The sequence below is a fragment of the Streptomyces sp. NPDC038213 genome, from assembly GCF_055600495.1.
Genome location: NZ_JBVJYM010000036.1, coordinates 49,489 through 73,922, shown reverse-complemented (window position 1 = coordinate 73,922; position 24,434 = coordinate 49,489). Strand labels below are relative to the sequence as shown.

Here is a 24,434-nt window from a genome sequence, read left to right as displayed (position 1 = left end):
CCGCCGAGCGGATCAGCGGCGTCATCTCCCTGGTCGCCGACGCCCAGTCCGGCATGTCCCTCCCCGAAGCGAAGGGCCGCGTCTACCACTTCGGCGCCGGGATCGCCGAACTCGGCGCCACCCTCGCCGCCGCGTGCGCGGTCGCCGACTATCGCGAGGCCGTCAGCGCCGCCAACGGCTGGGGGTCCTTCACCCTCGGCTCCCCCTGGCGACTGGTGAACGTCACCCTCGACGAGATCAACATGGTCCTCGGGGAGCACGCCCTGGTCCCGCCCGCGTTCCGCAAGTGGGTCACCGGCATGGTCGCCCGCCTCCAGCAGACCGGCCGAAAGTTCGGCTTCGGCATTCGGTTCGCCGGCCAGTCCATCCACGTCACCGACCTCGGTGACGCCGAGAAGATCCGGGCGAACGCGAAGCAGGGTCTCGTCTGGATGGGCCGGGTCAACTCGACCATGACCCAGTCGATGGCGTCCGACATGGTCACCGACGGCACCGAGATCCACGCCATCCGCCCCGTCTTCGGCAACGTCTCCGACGAGCTGATCGCCGCCTGGGACGGCAAGGAGACTCCGCCCGGTCCGGTCACCGCGGGCATGGCCTGGGGCCTCCAGGGCGGCCGCGCCGTCCTCATGCGGGTCTTCAAGGCCCTCAAGGAGAACAAGTCCTACCCGCACCTGATCCGGCTCTTCGAGTCGGCCCCCATCCCCGACTTCTCCACGGAGGAAGACCGCATCTTCCAGACCGCGTACGCCGAGGCCCTCGCCGCCGCTGAGCTGTTCCTCGCCGGAGAGGACAGCGACAGCGACGGAGACGGCGAGGGCGGCGGCAAGAAGACCAAGCGGCCCCCGGCCCCCGGCAAGGCCTCGATCCCCGCGCCGCCCAAGCTCCTCAAGAACGAGATCCTCGACGCCCTCGCCGACGGCAAGCCCCGCCGCACCCGGGAGATCCGCTCCGCGGTCGGCGTCGGCACGGACGGCGGACCGGCCTCCGGCTCCGTCGACAACACCCTCAGCAAGCTCCTCGAAGAAGGGCGGGTCTTCAAGCCCGGCCACGGCACCTGGGCCCTCACCCCGGAAGCCCCCGCCGAGGACTGACCCCCGGCACCACCGCCCCGCCAGGGCCCGGCGTACCGCCCGGGCCCTGGCCCCCGATGCCCCAAGGAGACCGAACCGTGAACGTCCACGACCCCGCCGGCGCCCGCCCGATGACCGAGACCGAAGCCGAAGCCCGCGCCGAACAGCTCATCCGCGAGGCCTACCAGACCTCGTTCCGCGACGACACCCCCCGCCCCGCCATCGGAACCACCCCGCCCGTGCCTCAGCCCGGGCGGCCGCCTATGTCCCAGGGCGCCACCGATGCCAGCGTCCTCATGCTCGCCGGAGCCGGGGCCGTGTCCATGGTCAGCGTGTCCGCCGGAGTCCTGATGTACCTGTCCCAGTACGCCGACCCGGTCGTCTGCGGCATCGTCCTCGGCGCCCCCACGGTCGTCGTTCTCGCGCTCTGCCGTCTCGTCAGCCGCGCCAAAGAGGCCGTCGCCGCCGCCCCCGCCGAGATCCACAACCACTACACCGGGCCCGTCGATCAGCGCAGCATCACCACCAGCACGAACACGACCACGAAGGGCATGATCGCCCGCACCCGTAACGACATTCGCAAGTAGCCCGAGCGAAAGGAAGCCACCGTGCTCCGCATCATCACCGCCCGCACCAACCGTCAGCTCAACCGCCAGATCATCGACCTCAGCGACCGCTCCGAATCCCACCGACGCCGACACCTGGAGGCCGAGCAGCGCATCGAGCGCGCCCTCGAACTCCTCGACGGCCAGGACAACGACCTGACCCGCCAGTTGCGGGCCGCACTCAAGGGGGAACAGCGGTGACCACGACCCTCCAGGCGGCCGAGACCGTCTTATCCCGCGTCCTCCAGGCCCACGGCGAGACGTGCGGCTGCGAGGGGGCCTGCGGCAAGGACCACTCCGGCGGCCGCTGCGGCAAGCCCAACCAGATCGGCAAACCCAAGCTCCACGCCGCCCCCTACCCGCCGCGCTCCACCGACGCGGAGAACATCGCCGCCCCGCTGGACCAGCTCCGCCCCTGGTGCGGACCGTGCTGGCGCCAGGCCACGGAGCGGGTGCAGCAGGGCGCCGCCGAAGCGCGCCGCCAGGAACTGGAAGAGGCGCAGCTCGGCCTCTTCGACGTCGAAGAGGCCTGACTGCGAGGCCGCAGCACCACAAGCCCAGATGCGGGGGCGGCCGGACGTCTGGCCGGATGCACCGTCCGCCCCCACGCTCCCCGTCCAGAGCAGAACCGAGGAGAGACACCAGCATGAACCATCGAGCCACCGCCTTCGCCGCCGCGTACGCCCTCCTGCGGGCGGCCGCCGACTACGCGGACCACTGGGGCCAGTCCGACTTCGACGCCCAGGCCAAGGCCGCCACCGACGACGCCCCCGTCACTTACACCTACGAGAACGGGCCCACCGTCACGGTCGGCACCCGAGGCGGCCGCCACGCCTGTGCTCACCACGTGATCCAGTACACCGCCACGCAGGGCCTGGTCCTTCTGGCCGGCGCCCGCGTCCTCGGCCTCCGCCTGCACCCCGCCGCCGTCGCGGCCGCGCTCGCCGTCTCCGGGCTGACCCACTACGTCGCCGACAGGCGAGTGCCCCAGGGCCTCCTGCACCGCCTCGCCAAGGCCAGCGGCAAAGAGCGCTTTTTCAAGCTCGCCGACCACGGCATGAACGGCGCGTACTGCCTTGACCAGAGCTGGCACCACAGCTGGGAAACCCTGGCCGCCGCGGTCGTCAGCTGCGGCGCCCGCCTCGAAGCCACGCACTGACACAGACAAGGGCGGGCCCCCATCCGCGGATGGGGGCCCGCCCTTTCTGCGTTTCCGGACCTATGCGGCCGGGGTCTCCGCCTCCTCGGAGGCCGGGGGCTCGGCCGCCTCAAGTGCGGAGGGGCCTTCCGTGAACGAGACGGCCACGCCTCCAGCCTCGGCCAGCGACTCGATCAGAGACCGCAGCGCGGGGATCGTACGTTCCGGATCGTGTGCCAAGGCGGCCTGGATCGTGGTGGGGTTGAACGTCTTGGCGGCCCTGACGAATGCCTTCGCGGCCTTCGCTGCGTCCGTGACGGCAGCCGGGGGCGCCCCCTCTGCCTCAAGGGAACTGAGGTACACCAGCACCGCTTCTTCGGTCTTCGCCTTGTGTCCGACCGCTTCCCGCGGAAGTGCCTCGACGGCACCCTCGACGTGCGCCGCCGTCACCTTGGCGCCGATGACCTTGATCAGCGCCAGGTACAGGTACGTCGCCGCTTGGATGCCGTGTTCCTCGGCCAGCGTGACCAGCTCCCAGGCCTGCCCGTACCTCAGCTTTTTGGAAACAATTGTTTCCAATCCGCCGCCGGGCTTCGCCGTGTGGAGGGCTTCCGCGATCCGCCAGGTCCGGATCAGCTTGCCTGCGTACTGCGGGGTGATGTCCCAGCGCTCTTGGGTGTACTCCTCGAAGGTGTCGAACTGCTCGCGGTACAGCTTGGCGTCCCGAACCACCTGGAGTGCCTTGCCGGCCGCGAAGAAGGCCAGGTTCAGGTTCTCGATCGCGGACTCGCACTTGAGCAGCATGTCCTGCTCCTGCGCGATGAGCGCCGGGGTGTCGGTGAGCTGTTTGGTCGGCAGCTTGTCAGAGGCGCCGAGCACGCGAGCCAGCTGGATTGCGTTGTCGGGACGCCCCGGTGCTGCCGGTGCCCCGCCTACGTTGATCGGCTTGCCCATCAGAGCATCTGCTCCATCGTCAGGGCCACACGCATGAAATCCTCGCGGCCGTTCAGTGCGGTACCGCTCATCCTGTACTCGGTGACCAGCGTGCCGTTCTCGTACGCGTGCTCGTGGAGGGTGTAGCGGCGGATCGGGTCGGCGACCCGCGGGTAGTTCCGCTGGTCGATCCAGGCCTTGACCTTGTTCAGCTGCTTTTCTCCCTTGTCCTTGCCCGGGTCGTGCATGTTGATCACGACGAGGAAGGGGATGCCCCGCGGCTTGAGGACGCGCTCGATGGTGAACTCGCACTCATCCCACGTGATCTTCGACGGGGTGATGGGGACGATGGCCAGGTCGGCCACGTCCAGTACCTCGCGCAGGGCGTCGGCGGTGCGGCTCTCCCCGAGCGGGTCCGCGCCCCACTCTGCATCCGGGTCGATGTCCAGGAAGCCGGGGGTGTCGACGATGATGCGCCGCCGGTCGGGGTCGTCGATGATGTTCGGCAGGATGCCGAGCTTGCTCTTGGTCACGACGTAGTCGAAGGGCAGCGCCTCTTCGCGTACGCCTGCGCACCACTTCTCCAGGGTTCCCTGAACGTCGATGCCAGCAGCGACGATGGGCGCGCCCGTCGCCTCGTCCGCGTTGGACATCACCGCTGAGCGGCCCGCGCACGCGGCCACGTTGACGGCGATGGTGCTCTTCCCGGCGCCGCCCTTCTGCTGGATGACGACGATCACCTTCGCCGTTCTGGTCCCAGCGCGAGCCGCCGTGTCTACGGCTGATTGGAGGGTTGTGGTCATTCTGGCGCCTTCCGTGATTTCACCGCCGGATTGCGGTTACTCGGATCGCCGCACAGCTTGCCAGACGATGGCGGCGGCGCCGCGCACCGCACCCGAACGAGGCGCGCAGACCTGTTCGGGGCGAATGGAACGGACTGGAAACAATTGTTTCTAGCGGGCCGGGGTGCCGGGGAGTTCGGGCTGGTGTTGCCCTCCGGCTCGATCGATGCCCGCTCGAAGCAAGTCGCCCGTCGTGAGCACCCGTTGACGTAGTCGGTCCCGGATCTCCAGCGCGGACTGCGGCGCGGAGGGCTGCCCCGCCGCCGCGAGCAGTGCCAACTCGGTAGGGATGTCGTGGCGCTCTGCCTCGCGCAGCGCGACTTCGACGCCGTCACCCCATCGGTCGGCCCAGTCCTGAAGAGCTTCCACAGCTTCCTTGCTTGTCCAATAGGCGGCGCGGCGGACCGTGTCGCCGAGGTCGTGGGGCAGATTCACCGAGATGCGGTCCGTGTATCCGCCGACGCCCATGGGCTGGCTCGGCGGGGTGCCCCAGCGGCGGCCGGGTGCTTCGAGCTCACCCTCGGGTGGCTCCGGCCAATCACGGTCCAGGCCTCGGGCCTGTAGTTCCTCACGAACGGCCCGCGTGACGATGTCGTCCCTGGTGCCTCCGAACTCCCCGGTCCGCCGCATCCTGGCGGCCTCCACCCGGATCTCACGGCGCACGGCGGCGGCCGCACGCCTGGGCATCCCAGGCGCGAGCCGTTCCCGCCGGCGGTCGGCAATCCAGGCGTCCTCGCGGTCACGCTCATCCTTGGCGTGCTGATTGAGCCGCGCCAAGGACTCCTCGGTCACGGCTACGTGGAACTTCATCCTCACCATCGCCATTGGAGAAATGTAGCCAGATAACGTCACGCTTCCGTGCGCGCGCTCGGTCCGGCGGCCGCGCCGACGGTCCGGGAACTAAATTCGGTTGCTTCTGAGTCGATATGGTCGTCGAGTAGGGATCATGTACGTCTGCCGCCGGCCCCGGCGGTCCTGGGTGATGCTGCCCCGGGCAGGAAGGGTGCCGACGGCGCAGGAGCGGGCGGTCGCGCCCGGCTTCTGAACGCCACGGGGGAGTAGCACCATGCCGAACCGCACCGACCACCTGCCCTACCTCCAGGCCGCCGTCGCGGAGCTCGAAGACATCGGGCTGACCGTGCTCGGGTCCGCCGTGACCGGGCGCCCGCCAGCGGTGCGGACCGCGGTGGTGACGTTGGCGCCGCCGGAGAGCGGCCCGTACGCCGACGAGGACGAGGACATCGAGCTCGCCTGGGACGAGTCCTTCGGATGGGTGCTGAGGCTGCCCGCGGAGGCTGGGCTGAGTGACTGGTTCATGGGGGAGGACCTGGTGCCCGGGCCCGCGCGGATGGCGCGCTGGGCCGACATGGTGCTGAACCACCCCGGGCTGACCCCGAGCCGGGAGGACGGGCCGCAGCGTCTGCCCGAGAGCGACGACGACGCGTTCGAGGCGCGGCTGTCCGCCTACGCGTCTTCCTGACGCGCTGCTGCCCCTTCCTCCCGACCGCCCCATGGGGCCGTCGGCGCTGAGGCTGCGCCGGGCCCCGCTGCTTGGAGAACGACATGGCCACTGTCGATACCCCGGTCGCCCCTGCCCCCGAACCGTCCGGACCCGAGTCCCGTCTCGGGCCGATCGGCCGCGCCCGCGCCAGCGTGGAGGCGATCGAGATCCTGCTGCGGCTGCGTGAGGACCAGACCGCCCCTTCCGAGGAAGACCTCCGCGTGCTGCGGAACTGGCCGGGCTGGGGCCCGCTGGCCCCCGCCCTCGCGCCGGACCGGGAAGGGACCTGGGCCGAGATTGGCGAGCAGCTGCAACGGCTGCTGACCCCGCGCGAGTACCGGCAGGCGGAGCAGGGCACCCCGACCGCGTACTACACCCCCGACCGGATCGCCCAAGCTGCCTGGTCCGCGCTGCGGGACCTCGGCTTCGACGGCGGGCGGATCCTCGAACCGGGCTGCGGCGCGGGCACCTTCATCAACCACACACCCGACGGGCTCGATGTCCGCTGGTTCGGTGTGGAGCGCGACCCCACGACCGCGGGCATCGCCGCTCTTCTCCACCCGGCCGCCGAGATCATGAACGCCCGGCTCCAGGACGCGGCCCTCCAGTCGAACTCCGTGGACGCCGTCCTCGGCAACGTGCCGTACGGGAACTTCGCGGTGCACGACAAGACCGCGCCGAAGGCGGTCACGGACTCCATCCACAACTACTTCATCTGGCGCTCGGTGCAGGCGATGCGGCCGGGCGGCGTCGCGATCCTGCTGACCTCCCGCTACACGATGGACAGCCAGGACGATGCCGCGCGGCGCGCCATCGCCAAGCACGCCGACCTGCTCGGCGCGATCCGCCTGCCCAACGGCGCCCTCGCCGAAGGCGGCACCGGCGTCCTCGCGGACATCCTCATCGTCCGCCGGCGCGACGCCGAGGGGCCGATCGACGAGAGCTGGATGGGCACCAGCGGCGTGCCCGGCGTCTCTGACCAGGAGTGCAACGACTACTTCCTCAGCCACCCCGAGCACGTACTCGGCGAGTGGGCCGAGGGCCGCGCCCCGCGCTACGGCCACACCCTGGCGGTGAAGGCCCCCGAGGGCCAGGACCTCGACGCCGCGCTGGCGGAGGCCTTCACCGGCATCACCACCGCGGCCCGGGCCGCCGGCCGGGAGTGGAACGTCGCCGCCGCAGCCCAGCCCTGGACGCTCGACAGCCTGCCCTTCCCGGTCCGCGAGGACGGCCGCAAGGAAGGCTCCTTCCACCTCGTCGACAACAGGCCGCACGAGGTCATCGACGGCGAACTCGTCGCGGTCGAGCGCGCGGGCAAGGAACTGCCCAAGCTGATCCGGCTGCGCGACGCCACCCTGGCCCTGATCGAAGCCGAGACCAACCACGACACCCCCGACGAGCGGCTGGAGCCGCTGCGCGAGGAGGTGAACCGGCTCTACGACGCCTACGCCCGCGTCCACGGCCCGATCAACCGCTACACCCTCGCCCAGGGCGAGGTCGACGAGGAGACCGGCGAGCGAGCCGTCTCCCGCCGCTACCCCCGCCTCGGCGGGTTCCGCCGAGACCCCGACTTCGTCGCCGTCCTCGCCCTGGAGGACTTCGACGACGAGACCCAGACGGCCGACAAGGCGCCGCTCTTGCTGCGCCGGGTCAACAAGCGGATCGAACGGCCCACCTCGGCCTCCTCACCCGAGGAAGCCCTGTCGCTGTGCCTGAACTTCCGCAACAAGGTCGACGTCGGCGTCATCGCCGGGCTCCTGTCTATCGAGCACGACCAGGTCGCCGACGCGCTCGGCGACCTCGTCTTCGCCGACCCCGACACCGGCGAGCTGCTGACCACGGGCGAGTACCTGTCCGGGCCGGTCGTCGACAAGCTGGAGCGCGCCGAGTTCCTGCTCGGCCAGGGCCGCGACGACCTCCAGCGGCACGTCGATGCCCTGCGAGAGGTGCAGCCCGAACCGCTGCCGCCGGAGGACATCAAGGCCAAGCTCGGCGCCCCGTGGATCCCCGTGGAGGACGTCAAGGCCTTCGCCGAGGAGATGCTGGGCACCCCGGTCGAGATCATCCACGTGGCCAAGACGGCGACGTGGAACGTCGACACGCCTATGACGATCCCCGAGGCCGCGACCAGCGAATGGGGCACCAGCCGCGTCAACGGCTTCGAGCTGCTCGACCTCGCCCTGAACGGCCAGTCCCCGAAGGTCTACGACACCTTCCGCACCCCCGAGGGAGGCTCGAAGCGGGTCCGGAACGACAAGGAGACCCTGCTCGCCGAGACCAAGATGGCCGACCTGGCCCGCCGGTTCGCGAGCTGGACGTGGGAGGACCCCGACCGCGCGGAGCGCCTGGCCGCGGACTACAACCGCATCTTCAACTCCACCGTCCTGCGCAAGCACGACGGCTCCCACCTGACCGTCGACGGCCTCGACCCGAACTTCAACCCGTACGACCACCAGTGGGACTTCGTCCAGCGCGTCCTGACCGCGGAAGAGGGCTCGCTGTGCCCGTACCCGGTCGGCGCCGGCAAGACGGCCACGATGTTCATGACGGCGCTCAAGCTCAAGCAGCTCGGCCTGGTCAACAAGCCGATGATCGTCGTCCCCAACCACCTGCTGGAGCAGATCTCCCGCGACGGCAAGAAGCTGTTCCAGGGCGCCAACATCCTCATGGCGGGCAAGAAGGACCTCGCCGACGCCCGCTCCAGGATGCTGTTCGCGGCCCGCTGCGCCACCGGCGACTGGGACGCGATCGTGATGACCCACAGCTCCTTCGGGCGCCTGGGAGTCCACCCGGTCACCGAGGCGACCTACCTGGAGGAGCTCGCCAACGCCTACCGCGAGGCCCTGAGCGCGGTCGACGGCGATGACGCGAACCAGCGGCGCATCAAAGAGATCGCCAAGATGGTCGACCGGTTCGACGCCCGCGCGAGCGACCTGCGCTCCAAGGCGACGGACGCCGGGGTCACGTACGAGAACCTGGGCGTCGACTTCCTCCAGATCGACGAAGCGCACCTGATGAAGAACCTGGCGCTGCCGGCCACCACGGAGGGCATGTCGCTCGGCAAGCCCTCCAAGCGGGCCACCGACCTCGACCTGAAGATCATCACCACCCGCGAGCGCACCGGTCAGGACAACGTCGTCGCGCTCTACTCCGGCACGTTCATCTCGAACTCGGTCCGCGAGATGTTCGTCTTCAAGCACTACACGATGCCCAAGCGCCTGGAGAAGATGGGCCTGGCCAGCCCGGACGCATGGGCCGCGAACTTCATCCACTTCGAGAGCAGGCCCGAGGTCGGCGTCGACGGCGTCTCCTTCCGCCTCAAGCGACGTCCGGTGGAGTACACCAACGCCGACGAAGCCATCGCCATCTTCGCGGAGGTCGCCGAACTCCGGCCGAAGGACTCCTTCAAGATCAAGCGCCCGAAGCGGGTCGACCGTTTCGTGGAGATCGAGGCCACCCCCAACCTCGTCAGCTACGTCAGCGGCATCTCCGACCGCATCGACCGCATCCAGGGCGGCAAGGTCAAGCCCTGGGAAGACAACATGCTCAACGTCATCACGGACGGCCGAAAGGCCGCCCTTGACCTAGAGCTGGTCGGCGTCACCCCGGACGGCCCCGGCAAGGCCGGAGCCATCGCCGAGAACGTCCTCGCCGTCTACGAGCGCACCAAGGACCTCAAACTGCCCGACGACCCCGAGGGCGTCGCCGGCGGCTTCCAGGTCGTCTTCTGCGACCTGGGCACCCCCAGCAAGAAGAAGGGCAGCCAGGTCTACGGCAAGGTCCGCCGTCAGCTGATCGACGGCGGCATCCCGCGCGAGCGGATCCGCTTCATCCACGACTACAACAGCGACCTGGCCAAGGAGCAGCTGTTCACCGACTGCCGCGCGGGCAAGGTCTCGGTGCTGTTCGCGTCCACCGAGAAGGCGGGCGTCGGCACCAACGTCCAGACCCGCGGCGTCGCCCTCCACCACGCCGACCCGCCCCACAAGCCCGCCGAGTGGGAGCAGCGCGAGGGACGGCTCGACCGCCCCGGCAACGGGCTCATCGACCTCGACATGGAAGTCGAGTTCTACCGCTACCTCGCGAAGAACTCCTTCGACTCCTTCATGTTCCAGCAGCTGGAGCGCAAGCAGCGGCCCATCGTGCAGATCCTGTCCGGCCAGAAGGTCGGCCGCGTGATCCAGGAGATCGACCCGGTCGGCGCGGGCTTCGGACAGGCCAAGGCCATCGTCGCGGGCAACCCGCTGCTGCTGGAGATGGCCGAGGTCAACGGCCAGCTCGGCGTCCTGCTCAACGCCGCCGACGGCCACCGGCAGGCCCAGAGCCGCATGAAGCGCAAGGTCGAAGTCCTCGACGAGCAGATCGTCAAGGCCGAACGCTCCCTGTCCGGCATCCAGACCATGGCCGACGCGCTGACCGGAGCCAGCGACGACCTGTGGCGCACCGCCGACGGCCGCCTGGTCGACGCCGACGACGTCCCCGCCGCGCTCGCCCAGTCCGCCCAGGGGGCCAAGTCCCGGCTCGACCTGTCCGACGGCTACCGCTGGCGCGGCATCGAGGTCGGCTTCACCTTCCACCGCCGCCAGCAGTTCGGCGGCATGGCCTACGAGTCCTACGCGCACCTGGTCGCCGGAGACCACGAGATCGACGTGCGGCTCAACCTGTCCTGGTTCGGCAAGGGCCAGACCTGGCGCATCGCCAAGGCGATCGGTGAGGAAGCCGACAAGGCGATGACCGCGCCCGACGAGCTCCGCCAGAAGGTCACGAAGTGGCAGGCTCAGCTGGAGGACACCCGGTCCCACATCGGCCGCCCCTTCGACCGGCACGCCGAACTGGAAGCCGTCCGCGAGCGCCGCGCCGCCCTGGAAGAGGCCATCGCCGCCGGGGCGGCCGACTCCGGCCGCGAGAACACCGGCACCGGCCCGCAGTTCGAGCCCGGCGCCGCCGGCACGGAGATGACCGAGGCGGAGATGGCGATGCACGACGCCGCCGTCATGGTCGGCATGATGGGCGGCTCCGCCGTCGTCCGCAGCGAGGGGCAGATCGTAGGAACCGTCCGCCTCGCCCCCGGCCCCGCACCCATCGATGAGCCTCCTCGACCCCACCTTGAGAACTCCGACCGGTTCTTCGAAGCCCTCAGAGCCGTCACCGACGCGGGGCTCGCCGACTCCGACGTGGTGCGGTGGGCGCAGAGCGACACCGACGACAGCGCGTTCGTCGGGGCCTTCGGCGAGTGGACCCGGGCCTGGGTGGAGCAGCGGTACGCCGACGATGCCAGCGACCGGCCGGACTGGGTCTACGCCTACCTCGACGATCGCGCCTACGCCTCACGGGACGTACTTCACGGGCAGGCCGCGGCCGCCGTCCGGCAGCAGGCCCGTGCCCTCGCCGACCCCGCCCCGGATCCGGCACAGACAACGACGACCGCCGCCGACGCAGCCCAGCAGGCGCAGCCCGCGCCCGAGATGGTCAAGATCGCAGCCGTGCTGCGGTACTACGAGCCGCTCTTCGAACGGCACGGCCTGACCGGCGCCGCCGCGGCGGCGAACTACGTCACCCGCCCCGGCTACGGATACGAGTACGACCCCGACAACCCTCTCCCCGACCTCGCCGCACGCATCGGGGAGGCCTCCAACCGAGCCCTGGGCGTCTTCCGGACGGGCCCGAACCCCAACGAGCGGGTGATGTACGACGTCGGCCGGGCCCGACAGCAGGCCGGGCACCTGCTCGGCGACGTCTCGATGACCCTGGTCAACCTGATGACCACCGGCGCACTCGAAGGCGCCGGCGACGTGGACGTGGACGCGATTCTCGCGGCCCCGCCCGGCACGGTGGTCGATCTGCCACCCCTCAACTCCGCACCGCCCACCGAGCGCACCGTCACAGAAGCCGGAACCGGCGCGGCACCCGCCTCGCCGACCCCGGAACCCGACTCGGCACCGCAGCCCGCGGCCGCCGCCCGGAGGCTGACCGACCCGCAGCTGTGGGACGAAGGCCTGCGGACCCTCCTCGACGGAGCCGCCGGCGTCGAGCGGCTGGAACAGGCCGCGCGCGCCAACGACGCCCCCAACTTCGCCATCGTCTTCGCCGACTGGGCCGAGGACTGGCTGATGGACCAGCACACCGGCCCCTCGGCCGGGTGGCCGGAGTGGGCCCGCCGCTACTTCGGCGCGGACGAGGAGGCCTACCAGGACCGCGAGCAGCTGCACGCGGCGGCGGCCACCGCCCTCTACGACCAGCTGCGGGCCGCCACCGAGACCCCGGCCCCGGCCCCGGCTCCGGGCCCGGCCCCGGCCCCGGCCCCGGCGGCCGACGCGACCCCGGCGCCCGGGCCCGCGCCGCTCCAGAGTCTGATCGACGGCTTCGGCGGCAGGGCGATGGTCGGGCACATCAGCGGCCCGCAGGCGGCGCGCACCCACCAGTCCGCCGGATGGGCCATCCGGGCCGTGCTCAGCGAAGAGCAGATGCTGGACCTCGTCAGCGCCGTCGCCGTGGACGGCCAGCCGCCCAGCGCCGCGCCTGACGCCGTCCCGACCGAGCGGGTCCGCGAATGGATCGCCGAGCAGCAGCAGGCCCCCGCCGCCGCGTACTACGCCGACACCTCCAGCTCGCTGCCGCCCGCCCTGCGCGGCAACGGGGAGGTGCAGGTGTCGACGAACGCGACCGGGCTGAGCATCGCCCAGCGGGACGTCTCCACCACGATCCTGTGGGAGGAGCTCCCGGCCTGGATCGACGCCGCCGTCGCCCACGACACCGCCACCCGCTCGCCGTCCCTGCCCGCGTGGGCCTACGGCCGTCTCGATGCCGAGATCCACTTCCGCCGCGACACGGAGACCGATGCCCGCGCCGGGGCGCTCGATGCCCTGTACGCCGCCCTGCGCGAGGGCCCGCCGCCGAGCGACGAGCAACTCGCCGCATCCCGGGACCGGTACGGGCCGCCGCCGGCGCCCGCCGCGCAGGACACCGACACCACGCAGACCCAGACGGACCCGCCCGCGCCGAACGCGGAACCCGAGCCGGAGCCCGAGCCCGAGCCGCTGCCCACCGAGCCGGTGCCGGGCGCCGAGGGGTACACGTACCTGGAGACTGGCCGGACGGTGACGCTCTACGACAGCACCGGCGAGCAGGTCGGCATCGCGAAGTGGAGCTACACCAAGTACCAGCACCTGGGCGACGTCCAGGGCGACACCGTCCGCGGCACCGACGAAGCCGCGGTCGTCGCCAAGCGCATGGCCAACCACCACGCCGTCGTCTACGGCGCCGACGTCCACCGTCCCGCCCTCGACGACCAGGGCCGTGACCCGGTCTGGATCCTGCACAACGGCAGCGACACCCTCGTCTACGGCATCAGCCCCGAAGACAAGACGGCCGTGGCCGCGCTGTGGACCGGCGGCGGCTTCAAACAGTCCCGCAAGGTCGGCGGCTACTACCTGCCCCGGACCTGGAAGGAGCCCACCCGCAAGGGCCGCGTCGACACCGCCGTGCGCGTCCTGGCGGCCGCCGGCCGGACCGTCGTCGTCTACGCCCGCCGCGACGAGCGACAGCAGGCCCCCGCGGCGCCCGTACGGCTGCCGGTCCTCGACGTCACCCCGCCCGAACTCGATCAGCTACCCACCTTCTTCGACGCTCCGCCGTACGCCGATGAAGCCGAGATCTCGCAAGGCGTCGACCGCATGGCCGACGCCTACGGGCGGTGGAGCGAGCAGCCCACCGTCCAGGCCTACATCCAGCAGGACTACGACGCCCGCCCCGACGGGTTCGGCACGCTGGACAACCCCATCGCCGAACTCCGCGTCGCCTACGCACGAGCGGAGGGCGCCCTGCGCGGCGAAGCGCTCGGCGGCGCGGACGAGATCCTGCGCCGCATCCACGCCGTCGCCGCCTGGAGCCAGGCGCTGGAGCCTGCGGTCGAGACGGAACTCCTCGCCCCGCTCCAGGAGCTCTACGCGGCCGCGCACATGCTCGCGGCGCGCACCCAGGCAACCATGGCGGAGCTCGCCCGGCAGGCAGAGCAGCCTGCCCCGGCCGCCGAGGGCGCCGCCGACCAGGCGGCACCCGAGACTCCCGAAGTGCAGCCCGAGCCGGTCACCGGGAACGATCCTCAGCCCGCTCCCGGCGAGACGCCGCCCGCGGCGGCTGCGCAGGCGGGGAGCGGCGAGGAACCCGGCACTACGGCCGAGCCCGCGGCCGGGGGCCCCGCCGAAGGGGGAACACCCCCCTCCGAGGCCTCTGAGACGGGCGAGGCGGCCTCCACGGCGCCCGGCAGCGGTAATGCCTCGACCCCGGCGCCGGAGGCCCCTCCTGCCGCTGAGACGGCTCCGGCCCCCGCGGAGGCGGCCGAAACGGGCTGGGGGTTCGTCGACGGCGAGTCCATCCAGTACACGGGCCAGGGCGACGGCCGCTACGCGGTCACCCTGCCCGGGGCCACCTACCTCCTCTACATGCCCTCGGTCGAGTACCGCCGTACCAAATACTCCGTCGCCCGGGACGATGCTCCGGTGGGCCAATCACCCCGACGACTGCGGACCTTCGACGACCCGACCGAGATCGTCCCCTGGCTCCGCAACCACGCCTCTCGCGAGCAGACCGGGTACACCTTCCGCGACGGCGCCTGGGCCGAGACACCCGCCCAGGACGAGCCTGCGCCGACGGAGCAGCCTGAGGAGGACGGACAGCTGGGGCTGTTCGGAGCTCCCCAGGACGCCCCCGGACCGCAACCGCCCGAGACGAACACCACGGCTCAGCCCGACCCGTCGCCGGCCGTACAGACACCGCCCGCTCCGGCCCCCGCCCCCAGCGTGCCGTCGGCCGCCCCGGAGGTGACGCCGCCCCCGGCCGACGAGGACGCGTTGGGGCCGGTCGTTTCCGACGAGTTCTCGGTCCTCTACGCGGCCTACCAAGGCCTGGTGGCCCGATCGGCAGGGACGGGTGACCCCGCCCGATTCACCCTCGGGCGCAACGGCGTCCTCGCCGACCCCGACACCGTCCACAGGCTGATGGACAGCGGCCTGCTGGAGTACGCCGAGGAGACCACTGCCTCGATCACCCCGGCTGGCCGGTACCACCTGGCCGCCCTGGCCGAGGCGGGCCGCGACGAACCGGGCGTGGGAGACCGCGTGCTCCTCGTCTCCACCGGCCTCGTGGGTGTCGTCGGCGGCTACGAGACCACTGGGCAAGGAGTCAGGAGAGCAGAGGTCGTCTTCGACCGTGAGGGGTGGCCCGACGGCTGGGACCTTGCCGTCGGTCCCCTCTACCTGACCACGCTCGAACCCGCGGTGATGGACGCGGAAGAGGCCGCGCAGCGGTATCGCCGGGCGGTCCTACGGCAGTTCGCCGGCACACTCACCGACCCGACCCTGCGCGACGACGCCCGGTCGGCCTTCGTACGGGCCGCGCTGGCCTCGCCCGAACTGGCCCGGGCGGCACAGGAAGGCCACCCCGACGACTTCGTCCCGGCCGTCGCCTCATGGATGAGCGAGTGGGCCACGCAGCAGTGGGCGGACGTACCGGAGGACGAGCAGCCAGCCTGGGTGCCCATCTTCTTCCGGGCCTCCGACGACGCGGTCAGCGACCGCAACGGCCTGTACGTCGACGTCGCGGCCGCCATCCGCTCCGACCTTCGGCAAAGGCCACGGGAAGGCCTTGAGGTAGAGGGCCGCCGCCTCGCGCCCCGCTGGTTCGAGTACACGATCGAGGGCCAGACGTACCGCGCTGCGCTCCTGCCGGACGAGCTGTCCCGCGGACGGCTTGGCACGCTCAGCACCGTCATCGTGGACGAGCGCAACGAACTCGTCGGCCGCTCCTTCGGGCTGCCCAGCGACGGTGAGATGCGCTGGATCCACACCAACCCCGGCGTGCCGAGCCCGTCCGTCATGGGCTGGCTCCGGCTCGGCGGTGAGGTGATGTGGCCGCCGTACAGCGCCGAGGAGAGGACCCACATGCAGGCGGGGCCGCCCGCCGAGCAGATGTCCTTCGATCTCGACGCCGGGCCGTCCGAAGAGGCTCCGGCGGAGGAGGAAGACGAGGACCTGGTCGACACCACCGAGAACGGGGACGAGGACGACCCGGAGTACGAGGTCTTCGTGCCCGGCGAGGACACGCGGACCACGACGACCCCGGAACCGGTCGTGACCCCGGACCCCGTCGACCCGCAGGCCACGAACACGGAGGGGGACGCCGAGCAGCAGGACACGGGGTCCGCCGCGGCGGACGGGCCCGCATCCGACACCCCGGCGCCGGAGCCGGTCCGAGGGCCGATGCTCACCCTCGGACTCCGCGAAGGACCTGAGGGGCAGATCGTCGCCCGGGTGGAAGCGGGCGACGGCGTGCACGCGCTCGTGCTGCCCGGCATCTCGACGGCGGACGTCCCCGGCCTGGCCCTGCCGGTCACGGTGGAGACGCCCATGCTGACGCGCGCCGCCCAGCTGGCGGAGCAACTGGTCTCCGACGACGAGACCGAGGCGTGGCTCGGGGAGCACCTGCCCACCGGCCCCCTCGCCGCGGCCTGGAGCAGCGATCGGGTGCGCGCCGTGCTCATCGTCGTGGTGCGCGACAGCCTGCGCGACGACATGGCGCCCAGCGTGGAAGACGTCGCCACCTGGCTGGTGGGCACGGCTGCCGAGAACGAAGGTCTCCTCCGTGCCGCGCACACCGCCGGCCCGGACGGCTTCGGCGCGGCCTTCGCCACGGCGGCCGACTCCCTGATCGCCGACGGCGGCTCCGAGCACCTGCTGTGGACCTACCTCGGCGGGGACGGAACCCGCCGGACCGAAGTGCTCACCCTCGCCACACCGGAGGCGTACGCGCAGCTGATCGCCCTCCCCGCCCCCGGCGATGCACCGACGGCCCCGCCTCCCGCCCCGACAGCACCACCACAAGATGCCCCGGAGGACTCCGAGATGGCCACACCCGCCCAGCCCGACGAGGACCCCGCGCGCACCGACAGCGCCACTCCGGTTCCGCCGACGCAGCCCGCTCCCGAGCCTGCACCCGAAGCCTCACCGGCCGCGCAGCAGGACCCCGCCGACGACTTCGAGGTTGAAGAACCGCCCGAGCCACAGCGCCGCACCACCTTCTTCGACTTGCCCAACTACGACGGGCACCGGGTGTCCCTGTCGGGCTGGGACGGGATGGCCGACGATGCCGGAGAGCTGCGGCGCGAAGGTCCGGTCATCGCCACCCTCCACCGGACGGACGGCGGGTGGTACGCCCGGATGCAGCTCGATCCGCCGGACCTGACGCCCCTGGTCACGCACCCGGAGACCGCGGCCGAGCAAGCGGCCGTGATGTACGCCGCCTTCACCGGCGCGCCGCTTGGCGAACCCGTGGTCGCCGCACCCGGACACAACGTCCAGGCCCGCGCCGAGCAGATGCGCAGCGAACTGCGCGAGTTCGCAGCCCTGCACGCCCCCAACATCGAGATTGCCGCGCGGCACCGCTCCTACGCCTACAGCACGAATCCCCACTACATCGAGCTCACGGCCCGACTCGCCGACGTCGCCGACGCAGAGGGCCGCGGGGCGCGGATGATGGCCGCCGACCTCGCGGGTGTCGAGCGCGCCGTGAACGAGTGGGGCGCATCGTTGCCCCCGTCCCCGAACAGCGAGTACCGGGTGGCCATGGCCTTCCCCCTCGCGCACCTGCTCTTCGACGTCCGGCGGCTCCAGGCCCGCCTCCAGGCGACGGTGGAAGTCGCCACAGCGGAGGCGGCCGAGGAACTGGCGCGGCAGCAGGAAGCCGCTGCCACCGCCGAGTCCGCCCCGCCGGAGCCCGAGACGGTCACGGAAGACGCACCCTTGGCCGAAGCGCCCTCGGCTCCGGCAGCCGACGCTGTCGCGGACGCGGTCGTCACCGAGGACGGTGAGCCGTCGGCGGCCGCGGCGGTCCCCGAGCCGCCGGCGGCCCCGGCCGACCCGGGGGAGGGCCCCGGGCCGGAAGCCGATCTGAGCGCGGAGCCCGTGGCGGAGGCCGACCCGGCTGGCGAGGAGGACGCCTCGACCGTGGAGCCGGATCTCCCGGCAGTACCCGACGTGCCCGTGGCGCCGCTCGGCGACGGGGAACCGGCAGCCACACTGCCCGCCGAGGAAGCGGCCGCCGCCGTACCGGACGTTGAGGCGCCCGACGTTCCCGAAGCCGAGATGCCGAGCGAGGAGCCGCAGCTGACGGCACCCGACGCGGCGGCGCCGGATCCCGAACCGGCCGCGCCGCTGTGGGGCACGGACGACCTGCCTGTGGCCGCGTACGCGCCAGGGGAGAACAGCCCCGAAGAGCGCCTAGACCCGGATTACGTCCTGGCTGAATTCCAGAGCTTCCAGGCGGCGTGGGACGATACCGTGACGACCGGGGTGACGTCCGACGACCTGTTCGACGACGTACAAGCCGACTTGGCCACGCTCCGAACCCTCCTCGCGGAGGCGGTTGACGGCACGCCCGCGCCGGAACCCGCAGCCACGCCGGAATCCGCAGCCACGCCAGCCGAGCCTGACCCGGCGCCGGAGCAGCGCGACGAGAACCAGGAAGCCGAAGCGGTCAACGAGTCCCTGCGCGAGGCTGATACCCGCGCGGAGTCGCTCCAGGACCTGCCTGAGTGGCAGAAGATCCAGACCGTCCGCGGAGCCATGGGGCACCTGCTCGCCACCATCCGGGAGCGGGCCGGGGACCAGTTCGACAAGCTCCTCGGCGACAAGCGCGCCAGCGGCTTCCTGCGGGAGCTTTCGGCCCGGGCCTGCGACAAGATCGCAAACCTGGCCCAGGCGGCCGCCCGGAAACTTCGCGGGGACACGCGGCCTGACGAGCAGGGCGCCACGGCTCTTGTCCAACTCGGGGATGCGGCGGGCGCCTTCAGTGTTCCCCGCCGTGGGCCCGGCGAGACTTTGCCGTCTGCGGCTGAGCGGCCGGACATCCCGGCCATGCGGAAGATGGGCGAAGCCCTGGCCAAGCCGATGCCCGGCGCCCGGCCGAAGGTGTCGGCGGCGGCCGCCAGGGGCCGGTCGACGACGGTCAAGCGGTCCCCGGGGAAGAAGCCCGCCACCGACAAGACGACGGAGCAAGCGGGCCACCTGCGACGCGGGCCGGACAAGCCCCAGCCCCGCAAGCCGCAGCAGCGCTGATCCCGGGGCGGCCCTGGCGTCCGGACATCCGGCCGCCAGGGCCGCCGTAGGGAGATCGGTCAGTCTGGCCAGATAACCCGCGCACTCCGCGGTCCGGTGGATGCCGTCGTTTTCCGCCGTGCGCAACGGCGCCATTGCGCATCCCGGCAAGGTGGGGCGGTGTGCCCGAGCTTGCCCCGGTATATATCCCGGAGGGAATTCCGCCTGGCGTCGTAGGGTTGTGATCACTTGTCCAGGGGTGACACCAGGGGGGTGACGGGGGCACGTCGTTGGGGGCCTGCGCCGACCGGCCGATCCGGAACGCGAGCGGCCTACGGGGAAGCGGCTCGACCCGCACGGGACGCGGGGGCGAGCGGCAGGCACGACAAGGAATTCGATGCACAGCCGCACGATGAAGACGAAGGTTCCTGCAACCTGTTCAGCGCGAGAAAGCGAAGTGCCCGAGCGTCCGCTCGGAACCGCCCATGCCCGGCGCGTGATGCTCGTCGAGCGAGCCTTCACCCAGCTGCCCGGGCCCGTCCACGGCCCCAGTGAGCTCGCCGCCGCCACCGGCCTCGACACCACGGTCGTCTACCGCATTCTGCAATCCGGCCTCACCAGCTCCACCTTCGTGAAGGTGCCCCCGGGACGCTACCGGCTCGGCCCGGGCGCCGCGCAGGTCGGCATCCACGCCATGGCGGCCACGCCCGGCCCCCAGACGACCCAGCCTGTCCTCGACCGGCTCAGCCGACTCCTGGACGGCTTCGCGATCCTGTGGGTCCTCTCTCCGTACGGCGGGCCGCGCAAGGCGCACGCCGCGAGCTCCCCGGGCCGGTACGGGTTCGACGCCCTCGGCCTGACGGCCACCCAGCTCGTCGAGCTCGGCCAGTCGCTGCGGGTGGGGGCCTCCGGCCGGGTGATCGCCGCCCACCTGGCGCCGCCCATGGCGGCCTCCGTCCTCGCCGAACCGGTTCCCGCCGGCGCCGGGCCCGGCGCCATCGCGGACTCCGCGATGTTCGCCGCGGCGCTCCAGCGGGTGCGCGAGACGGGTTACGCCGTCGCCCGCGGGGAGGTCCTCGGCTGGACCTCGGTTGCCGCACCTGTCTTGTGGGGTGAAGCGGTCTACGGCGCGGTGACCGTCCTCAAGCCGTCCTCCCTGATGCCGAGGGACCTGTCGCTGCCCATCACCGCGACGGCGGCCGCCGCCGAACGGCTCTCCCTGCTCGTCTCCGGAGTCGAGCCCATCACGCGCTCCTTAGAGGGCCGCTCGATGCGGCGAATCCCGGTCGGAGACCGTGTCGCCGCGTAGAGCCGTCTGTTGGTAGGACATGCGACGAATGATGATCACCGGCGCCGTCCTGCTGTCCGTCACCGCCCCGGCGGCGGCCGCACTTCCCGCAGCGGCCGCCACCGCGGCGGTGACGCAGGAGTTCAACTCCTGCGGCTACCACCCCAAGACCACGATCCACCTGCGCACGGGCCCGAGCGCCCGGCACGCCTCCCTCGGGCTGCTCCAGCCCGGCGACTCGATCCGGGCGTACGAGGAGCGCGGCGGCTGGTACCGGGTCGACCTGGACTACGACGCCAAGTCCGGCCTGCGTGCCGGCCGGAGCGGGTGGGTGGCCAAGAAGAACGTCGAGCCCGCGGTCTGCATGAGGCTGAGCTGACCTCCTGCACGCACGAGAGCAGAAGAAGAACGCCGCGCACGGCTGTCCGTGCGGGGCGTTCCCACGTATCAGGGTGCGGCGCCACGGGGGGAGCGCCGCACCCTGATGAGCAGCGTATCGACGCCGTCTGTCGTCCGCCGCCTCATTCCGCGTGGAGAAACGGCCGTTCCCTCCTTCCTCAAACTCACCTCTTAAGAGGTGAGTTTGAGGAAGGAGGGAACGGCCGGTGGGCTCAACGGCCCTATCGGCCCTGTACTCCCGAAGCTGCGGCGAAGTGACAAGTAGCCGAGAGTGACGCTCTGGGGTCTGCTCCCTCTGGTGGGGCTCCTCCGATAGCTTGCAGCCGGAAGACCTGGCAGAAGGGGGCGGAACGGTGGCGAAGCGGTGGGTCCGGTACGTGGTGCCGGTGATGGTCGAGGTCGATGTTGACGACGACAAGGTGACCCGTGTGGTCACTCTGCCGGAAGAGGTTCGCGAGGACCGCGACGACATGGGCCACTTCCTCATCTACGACGAGGAGTTCGTCCGTCGGAGCGGCGACGACCAGCCCCAGGTGCACGCCTTCTGCGTGGGGAAACCTCGATGGGCAGACGATCGGTTCCGGGTCGGCGGCCCGGCGAACTGGCCGGAGCGCTGGGAAGAAGGCTTCGGCCGGGATGAGTCCGACGACCGGTACGAGGAGATCAGCCCGTACGAGCTGCGCGAGCGGTAGAACCCCCGCTGGGCCCGGTACTCCCGAAGCTGCGGCCAGGTGCCAATTGGCACCTGGCCGCAGCTTCGGGAGTACCGGGCCCTATCGTGGCGGCATGACACCACGGCTCGACGACACCCTCGACGCGCTCTCGCTGGACGACCGGCTGGAGATCGTGCGGCGGGTCCGGGTCGGCTCCCTGACCCTGCGGGAGGGCGACCGCGTGAAGGCCGCCCGTCGGCTTCGCGGGTCGTACCTCGACGAGGACCTGGAGGCGGAGGGGGAGGACTGCCGCGAACCGTACGACGTGCCCGCCGGCGCCCTCGGCCGCATGATTCGGGTCCGCCGCTACGTCACCCCGTTCCCGTATCGCGTCGTCTTCGACACCGGCGTCGAGCTGAGCCTGGCCGTGGGCGACATCGAACGGACCGAAGAGCAGCCCTCGGAGTGGGAGCGCGAGCAGGACGAGACGCTCTGGCACATCCCGGACGCTGAGTTCTTCAGGAGCCGCTGCTCGCGCTGGATTGACCGGGTCGGTCGTCCCTGCCCGCAGCTCCCCTCCCATCGGGGACCGTGCGGCCTGCCGCCGCAGCGATAGCTCCCAGGGCCGTCCTTGCCCCACGTACCGCTTACGGTGAGGGCGTGTCCTCCGATCCGCCGCCCGCTCCCGTTACCGTCGTCATGCCCGACGGGCAGACGCTCGCGGCGCGTCTGATCGAGCGGGAACAGGTCCCTGGCGGCTGGCGCTACCTCGTGGGCATCGCGGTCTGGAGGAACACTGATCAGGGCCAGGTGGAGGCGGCGGAGTACCGGGTGTGGCTGGACCCGGTGGCGCAGGTGAAGCCCATTGATGGGGTCTCGTACGACGACGTCCCGCGCAAGCTGCTGCCTCCGCCGCCGACGTACCCGGACCCGGGGCCGGGCGAGCCGTGGGGCTGGGTGCTGGAGAAGCTGCCGCAGCGCGGCCGCGGCCGCGGCGAGTCGGTGCTCCACGTCTCCGACTGCCCGGAGGCACCGGCCGGTGCCCCGGTGCTCAAGCTCGAAGCGGCCCTCACGGCTGCCGAGAACCCGCGGGTGAGGACGTGCACCGTGTGCCGGGCGGCCATCGAGCTGGACCCCTTGCTGCGCGGGTTCGGGCGCGAGAACGACTGAGGCCCGCGCGCAGACGACGGTGTGAGGGTGCACGAGGCACGCCCCCTCCGTACGGGGCCGAGGGCGCCCACGGTGGTGGGGCGTTCCTCGAGCACCCGCCCCGAAGGGGGCGTGGGGATGCGGGGTGTTCAGGCGTTGGCGGCCGCGAGCGCGGTCCCGGCGGGAGCCCCGGCAACGGGGTCGCCAGGGGCCGCCGGCCGCGGGGTGAAGATGTTGCCCCGGCCCTGGGACATGCGCACCAGGACGTCGCGCGCCGCGAGGGCGTCACCGACCGCACGGTGGCCGCCGCCGAGCCGGAGCCAGCGTGACGATCCCAGCCACTCGGCGTACGCGTTCATGAGGCAGTACCAGGACTCGCGAGGCTCCAGGTGCACCGGCTTCTTCCCGGCCCGCCGGACGTCGCCCAAGATCACTTGCCTGTCGAAGTCGACGTTGTACGCACACACGATCCTGTCCTTGGTGACCTTCCGCAGGCGCGGGAGGACCTTCTCGAAGGGCCGGGCGTCCGCCACGTCCTCGTCGGAGATGCCGTGCACGTAGTAGGCGCCGCTGGTGATCGGCTCCGTGGGCTTCACCAAGGTGTCCTGGAGCACCTTGCCCGTGGCCGCGTCCACGACGCCGAGCTCGATCGTCTGCCCGTACAGGTCGGTGGTCTCGGTGTCCAGGACGACCGCAACGTCCGGCTCCAGGAGCTGCCGGGCCCGGCGGGTGATCCGGCCCCAGGTCGGGCACAGGGTGATCTCGTCGGCGTAGGAGCCGACGACCGGGTCGGCGGCGAGCTCTGCGCGGACCGTCTCCTTCGTCGGGCCGCCCTCGGTGCGGGCCCAGTCCAGCTCCCACCCGCCCGAGTACGGGGAGTGCCACGCCCACACCGTCGTGCCGTGCCGGTCGGCGAGCTTCTGGCAGAAGCCCTTCACCGCGTCGGCGCGGGTGGGCGCGAGCTTGGCGTACTCGCGCAGCGGGGACGGCTTGCCCTTGGCGACGCCGCGGGCGGCCTCCCAGTCCACCCCGGGCATGTCCCGCAGGTCGCGGACGTCGCCGAGCCGGTAGAGCACCACGGTGACGGTGCGGTAGCGGCCGACCTCGCGCTCGTACGTATCCGCCGGCGCGATCCATCCGGCCGCCTCGACGTACTTCCAGTCTGCGGGCCTGATCTCCAGGACATCGGCGGCGGCCTGCGCGGTGATGTACTGCTCGCCGTCGGCCTCGGCGGCGAGCTTGTCCAGGTCGGCAATCAGGTAGCGGTCCGCGCGTCCGGTGGTGATGCGGCCCTCGCGGCCCATGCGGGCGATGTCGCGCCAGTGCCAGCCGATCCGCTCGGCGGCCTCGTCCCTGGTCAGGCTCGCCTCGAACCACGCCACCCGCTCGGCCACGATCGCGCGCAGCAGCTCGATGTCGACTTCGCGCGCGGCCTCCGTGGAGTACATCGGCCAGCCCTTGTACTCGTCGACCGCGACCAACACCTCGCGCTCGACGAGCACTTCGACGTCCAGCGCGCGGACCGGCTCGCTGGTGACCTCGGCGAGCATCCCGGCCAGCCGTTTGGCGCCCAGTGCCTCCGGCCACGTCTTCTCCTCGGGCGGCGCTGCCTGCTCCGGGACGGTCGCCTCTGCCGTCGTCGTGGTGTCCGTCATCGGTGTACCTCCGTGGTCTGCGAATCGGTGGGTGGGGCTGCCCGCTGCGGGGCGGCCGTCAGCTCGGTGGGGGGTGAATCGGTGGCGGGGGCCGGTGGTCCCGGGGGCCT

16 protein-coding genes are annotated in these 24,434 nt (G+C 71.6%); 12 read left to right on the top strand and 4 right to left on the bottom strand.

The window, feature by feature from the left end; translation table 11 throughout:
- The 5 genes from ACZ7JZ_RS32015 to ACZ7JZ_RS31995 all read left to right on the top strand — a co-directional run.
- The coding region (locus ACZ7JZ_RS32015) for a conjugal transfer protein TraA (protein ID WP_470945600.1) at positions 1 to 1,094 on the top strand (1,094 nt) is incomplete at its 5' end.
- Between the two features lie 110 nt (positions 1,095 to 1,204).
- Positions 1,205 to 1,660: a hypothetical protein gene (locus tag ACZ7JZ_RS32010; RefSeq protein WP_470945601.1), complete on the top strand. Its 456-nt coding sequence runs from the start codon at positions 1,205 to 1,207 to the stop codon at positions 1,658 to 1,660.
- Positions 1,661 to 1,681: 21 nt separating this feature from the next.
- On the top strand, positions 1,682 to 1,879 hold the full coding sequence (locus tag ACZ7JZ_RS32005; RefSeq protein ID WP_470945599.1) for a hypothetical protein: 198 nt from the start codon (positions 1,682 to 1,684) through the stop codon (positions 1,877 to 1,879).
- A complete protein-coding gene (locus ACZ7JZ_RS32000) occupies positions 1,876 to 2,211 on the top strand; it encodes a hypothetical protein (protein WP_470945598.1) in 336 nt (111 codons plus the stop codon). Before ACZ7JZ_RS32005 ends, ACZ7JZ_RS32000 begins: the two co-directional genes overlap by 4 nt.
- Positions 2,212 to 2,324: 113 nt before the next feature.
- Positions 2,325 to 2,837 carry a hypothetical protein gene (locus ACZ7JZ_RS31995; protein WP_470945597.1) on the top strand — a complete coding sequence of 171 codons (513 nt, stop codon included), beginning with the start codon at positions 2,325 to 2,327 and terminating at the stop codon, positions 2,835 to 2,837.
- Between the two features lie 60 nt (positions 2,838 to 2,897).
- Here the strand turns inward: ACZ7JZ_RS31995 and ACZ7JZ_RS31990 are convergent, their stop codons facing one another.
- The 3 genes from ACZ7JZ_RS31990 to ACZ7JZ_RS31980 all read right to left on the bottom strand — a co-directional run bounded on the left by ACZ7JZ_RS31990 (position 2,898) and on the right by ACZ7JZ_RS31980 (position 5,416).
- On the bottom strand, positions 2,898 to 3,770 hold the full coding sequence (locus ACZ7JZ_RS31990) for a hypothetical protein (RefSeq protein WP_470945592.1): 873 nt from the start codon (positions 3,768 to 3,770) through the stop codon (positions 2,898 to 2,900).
- On the bottom strand, positions 3,770 to 4,489 hold the full coding sequence (locus ACZ7JZ_RS31985) for a ParA family protein (RefSeq protein WP_470945591.1): 720 nt from the start codon (positions 4,487 to 4,489) through the stop codon (positions 3,770 to 3,772). Before ACZ7JZ_RS31985 ends, ACZ7JZ_RS31990 begins: the two co-directional genes overlap by 1 nt.
- A 213-nt stretch (positions 4,490 to 4,702) precedes the next feature.
- Entirely contained in the window at positions 4,703 to 5,416 is a 714-nt protein-coding gene (locus tag ACZ7JZ_RS31980; protein ID WP_470945590.1) for a hypothetical protein, read from the bottom strand.
- A gap of 241 nt (positions 5,417 to 5,657) precedes the next feature.
- Between ACZ7JZ_RS31980 and ACZ7JZ_RS31975 the strand changes: the two genes are divergently transcribed.
- The 7 genes from ACZ7JZ_RS31975 to ACZ7JZ_RS31945 all read left to right on the top strand — a co-directional run bounded on the left by ACZ7JZ_RS31975 (position 5,658) and on the right by ACZ7JZ_RS31945 (position 22,690).
- Positions 5,658 to 6,071, top strand: coding sequence for a DUF6292 family protein (locus tag ACZ7JZ_RS31975; protein WP_470945588.1), 414 nt, complete (start codon positions 5,658 to 5,660; stop codon positions 6,069 to 6,071).
- 83 nt (positions 6,072 to 6,154) lie between these two features.
- On the top strand, positions 6,155 to 19,201 hold the full coding sequence (locus tag ACZ7JZ_RS31970; RefSeq protein ID WP_470945586.1) for a hypothetical protein: 13,047 nt from the start codon (positions 6,155 to 6,157) through the stop codon (positions 19,199 to 19,201).
- Positions 19,202 to 19,637: 436 nt separating this feature from the next.
- Positions 19,638 to 20,489, top strand: coding sequence for an IclR family transcriptional regulator domain-containing protein (locus ACZ7JZ_RS31965; RefSeq protein ID WP_470945585.1), 852 nt, complete (start codon positions 19,638 to 19,640; stop codon positions 20,487 to 20,489).
- Between the two features lie 19 nt (positions 20,490 to 20,508).
- Complete coding sequence (locus tag ACZ7JZ_RS31960) at positions 20,509 to 20,847, top strand: SH3 domain-containing protein (RefSeq protein ID WP_470945583.1); 339 nt, start codon at positions 20,509 to 20,511, stop codon at positions 20,845 to 20,847.
- A 373-nt stretch (positions 20,848 to 21,220) separates the two neighbouring features.
- Complete coding sequence (locus tag ACZ7JZ_RS31955) at positions 21,221 to 21,559, top strand: hypothetical protein (protein WP_470945582.1); 339 nt, start codon at positions 21,221 to 21,223, stop codon at positions 21,557 to 21,559.
- A gap of 94 nt (positions 21,560 to 21,653) precedes the next feature.
- Positions 21,654 to 22,136, top strand: coding sequence for a hypothetical protein (locus ACZ7JZ_RS31950; protein WP_470945580.1), 483 nt, complete (start codon positions 21,654 to 21,656; stop codon positions 22,134 to 22,136).
- A gap of 44 nt (positions 22,137 to 22,180) precedes the next feature.
- A complete protein-coding gene (locus tag ACZ7JZ_RS31945) occupies positions 22,181 to 22,690 on the top strand; it encodes a DUF6233 domain-containing protein (RefSeq protein WP_470945578.1) in 510 nt (169 codons plus the stop codon).
- Between the two features lie 128 nt (positions 22,691 to 22,818).
- Here the strand turns inward: ACZ7JZ_RS31945 and ACZ7JZ_RS31940 are convergent, their stop codons facing one another.
- On the bottom strand, positions 22,819 to 24,324 hold the full coding sequence (locus tag ACZ7JZ_RS31940) for a 3'-5' exonuclease (RefSeq protein ID WP_470945576.1): 1,506 nt from the start codon (positions 24,322 to 24,324) through the stop codon (positions 22,819 to 22,821).
- Positions 24,325 to 24,434: the final 110 nt, after the last annotated feature.